This is a genomic window from Streptococcus sp. 959 (assembly GCF_013277075.1).
GTDB lineage: Bacteria > Bacillota > Bacilli > Lactobacillales > Streptococcaceae > Streptococcus > Streptococcus pseudopneumoniae_C.
Genome location: NZ_VMMF01000029.1, coordinates 1 through 1,415 on the forward strand (window position 1 = coordinate 1; position 1,415 = coordinate 1,415).

Genomic DNA, 1,415 nt, shown 5'->3' on the forward strand with positions numbered 1-1,415 from the left:
GGCTCTTTGTCAACTGTAGTGGGTTGAAGAAAAGCTAAGCTCGAGAAAGGACAAATTTCGTCCTTTCTTTTTTGATGTTCAGAGCGATAAAAATCCGTTTTTTGAAGTTTTCAAAGTTCCGAAAACCAAAGGCATTGCGTTTGATAAGTTTGATGAGATTATTCGTCGCTTCCAATTTTGCGTTGGAATAGGGTAACTGAAGGGCATTGACGATTTTCTCTTTGTCCTTTAGAAAGGTCTTAAAGACAGTCTGAAAAAGAGGATGAACCAGCTTAAGATTGTCCTCAATGAGTCCGAAAAATTTCTCTGGTTCCTTATTCTGAAAGTGAAAAATCAAGAGTTGATAGAGATGATAGTGGTGTTTCAAGTTTTCTGAATAGCTTAAAAGCTTGTCTAGAATCTCTTTATTGGTTAAGTGCATGCGAAAAGTAGGGCGATAAAAACGTTTATCGCTGAGTTTACGACTATCCTGTTGAATGAGCTTCCAGTAGCGCTTGATAGCCTTGTATTCATGGGATTTTCGCTCAAACTGATTTATGATTTGAACACGCACACGACTCATAGCACGACTTAAGTGTTGAACAATGTGAAAGCGATCAAGAACGATTTTAGCACACGGAAAAAGCTGTTTAGCCAAGTCATAGTAAGGGCTAAACATATCCATAGTAATGATTTTTACCTGACAACGAACAGCGCGATTGTAGCGCAGAAAATGATTTCTTATGATAGCTTGTGTTCTACCTTCAAGAACAGTGATGATATTGAGATTGTCAAAATCTTGCGCAATGAAACTCATTTTTCCCTTTGTAAAGGCATATTCGTCCCAGGACATAATCTTAGGCAGACGAGAAAAATCATGCTTAAAACGGAAGTCATTGAGCTTGCGAATGACAGTTGAAGTTGAAATGGCCAGCTGATGAGCAATATCGGTCATAGAAGTCTTTTCAATTAGCTTCTGGGCAATCTTTTGGTTGATGATACGAGGGATTTGGTGATTCTTCTTGACGAGAGAAGTCTCAGCGACCATCATTTTAGAGCAATGATAGCACTTGAATCGACGTTTTCTAAGGAGGATTCTAGTAGGCATACCAGTAGTTTCAAAGTAAGGAACCTTAGACGGTTTTTGAAAGTCATATTTTTTCATTTGACTTCCGCAATCAGGACAAGATGGAGCCTCATAATCCAGTTTAGCGATGATTTCCTTGTGTGTATCTCTATTAATGACATCTATAATTTGGATATTAGGGTCTTTGATATCGAGTAGTTTTGTGATAAAATGTAATTGTTCCATATGAATCTTTCTAATGAGTTGTTTAGTCGCTTTTCATTATAGGTCATATGGAACTTTTTTTCTACAACAAAATAGGTTCCATAATATCCATAGGGGATTTACCCACTACAAATATTATAGAGCC

Annotated in this window: 1 protein-coding gene; it reads right to left on the reverse strand. The window is 37.3% G+C overall.

Going from position 1 to position 1,415, the window contains the following annotated elements; genetic code table 11:
- Positions 1-34 precede the first annotated feature (34 nt).
- A complete protein-coding gene (locus HT717_RS08700; RefSeq protein WP_173305054.1) occupies positions 35-1,291 on the reverse strand; it encodes an ISL3 family transposase in 1,257 nt (418 codons plus the stop codon).
- Between the last annotated feature and the right edge of the window lie 124 nt (positions 1,292-1,415).